Source organism: Lactiplantibacillus fabifermentans DSM 21115 (assembly GCF_000498955.2).
In the GTDB taxonomy this organism is placed as follows: Bacteria; Bacillota; Bacilli; order Lactobacillales; family Lactobacillaceae; genus Lactiplantibacillus; species Lactiplantibacillus fabifermentans.
This window is the reverse complement of record NZ_AYGX02000030.1, coordinates 1-504: the sequence shown is the minus strand read 5'-3', so window position 1 is coordinate 504 and position 504 is coordinate 1. Positions and strand designations below refer to the sequence as shown.

General features: G+C 45.0%; 1 protein-coding gene. It reads left to right on the top strand.

Features of this window, described 5'->3' with window-relative positions:
* Window positions 1–133 precede the first annotated feature (133 nt).
* Window positions 134–504, top strand: a 371-nt coding sequence (locus DY78_RS01965) for a host-nuclease inhibitor Gam family protein (protein WP_056993487.1), incomplete at its 3' end; no start/stop codon positions are given.

The following is a 504-nucleotide window of genomic DNA, read 5'->3' as shown; positions in this document are numbered from 1 at the left end:
AAATGAACGGCTACGATAGCTGGTTAATTGACCAAGAAGAAGCTGCGGAAGGCTGGCGTGATGATGTGCCCACCGAGGAAGACTTAATCGAAAGTGGCGTCATTGCTGGATATTAAATAGGAGGATTTCAATCATGGATGCAATGTTAAAAGAAGAACTTAGAACGGTGACAGAACGTGAAAACGAAGGCTTCAAAATTGACTCATTGGAGAAAGCTGACTGGGCGTTAAAGAAGCTCAAGGCTATCCAAGCGCATGATGATGAAATTGGCCAAGTTGCGAAGAACAATATTGACCAGGCAATTGCATGGCGCGACCGGGAGCTTGATAAGAACCAAGCCAACCGCGAGTACTTCGAAGGGCTACTGACCGACTATTTACGTGATCAACGGTTAGTCGATAAGAAATTCAAAATCGATACCCCTAATGGCCGTGTATCAACTCGTAAGAACCCGGCTGGGTTGGCGTATGACGAAAAGATGGTTTTAAACTCACTTCGTAATCA